The sequence below is a fragment of the Corynebacterium sp. NML140438 genome (assembly GCF_001875725.1).
GTDB lineage: Bacteria > Actinomycetota > Actinomycetes > Mycobacteriales > Mycobacteriaceae > Corynebacterium.
Window position 1 is genome coordinate 1 of sequence record NZ_MLCQ01000027.1, and the last position, 1,219, is coordinate 1,219.

At 52.3% G+C, this 1,219-nt stretch carries 1 pseudogene; it reads right to left on the bottom strand.

Annotated elements, in window-relative coordinates:
- A pseudogene (locus BJP08_RS11455) lies at positions 1-1,066 on the bottom strand (IS3 family transposase); the annotation flags it as partial.
- Positions 1,067-1,219: the final 153 nt, after the last annotated feature.

Below are 1,219 nucleotides of genomic sequence, written 5' to 3' on the forward strand. Positions count from 1 at the left end.
TTGACAGACCCGAACTTCTCGCCGTGATACATCTCGGCTTTCAAATGGCCAAAGAAGTTTTCCATCACGGCATTGTCATAACAATTACCTCTCCTGGACATTGATTGGATACCACCATTGTTGTCGATCAGGTTGCGCCACGACGCGTGCTGGTACTGCACTCCTTGGTCAGTGTGCATGATCCAACCAGGCGCAGGCTGCTGCTGACTGATGGCTTGTTGCAGCGATGCGGCCGTAAACGCCGTTGTCGGTGCTGTTGCCACACTATGAGCAATGATGCTGCGATCATACAGATCCATTATCGGCGACAAATACACTTTCTGACCTGCCACTCGAAACTCTGTCACATCACTGACCCACGCCGTATTCGGCGCATCAGGAGTGAAATTGCGATCAAGGACATTCTTAGCGATACGGCTTTCAACACGAGCGTAGGAACCATACCGTCGCCGTGGGCGGACCTTGGCTTTCAGCCCCATTTGATCCATGAGTTTATACACCAGTTTATGGTTGACGACCCAACCATGATTGCGCAGGTCCTGCCAGATACGGCGGTAACCATACCGAGCATGATTGCGCCGAAACGCGGCGTGTATCGCAGCTTTTAACTGCGCGTGCTTATCAGGTTGCGTCAATCGTTTCTGGTGGTAGAAAAACGTCGATCGAGCCATCTTCGCGGCAGCAAGGAGATCTGCAAGACGGTACTGCGACTTGAGGGTGACAATCGCCTGTACTTTCAGGCGTGTCCCTGATTCCTCAAGTCCCGCAATTTTTTTAAATAGGCATTCTCCGCCCGCAACCGTTCATTTTCCCTTATAAGCTGTTCATCAGCACTGACCTGCGTCTTCTTGCTGGAGGTTTTCGGCCGGCCACGTCGGTGCGAATGCAGTGCTTCGTCGCCGCCTTTGCGCCACTTTCTCACCCATACTTTGACGACTTCATCAGATGCCAGGCCGTACTCCCTTGCAAGTTCCATCCTGGAGGCACCCGCGTTGAATCGGTCCACGACTTCTTTACGAAGCTCGTAGGTGTATTTTGGGTAGTTTCGTTTCTCCACAAGGCATAGTCTGCCACGGAGCAGAAACCGGTTATACAGCGACTGGATCGCGCTTTGTGAAACACCAAGGCTACGGGCAGTGATATAGCTGCCCATGCCTTGTTCAAATAATTGCACTGCCTGTTCACGCTGCTCTTCGGTCAGCTTGCTTCCTGGTCTCAT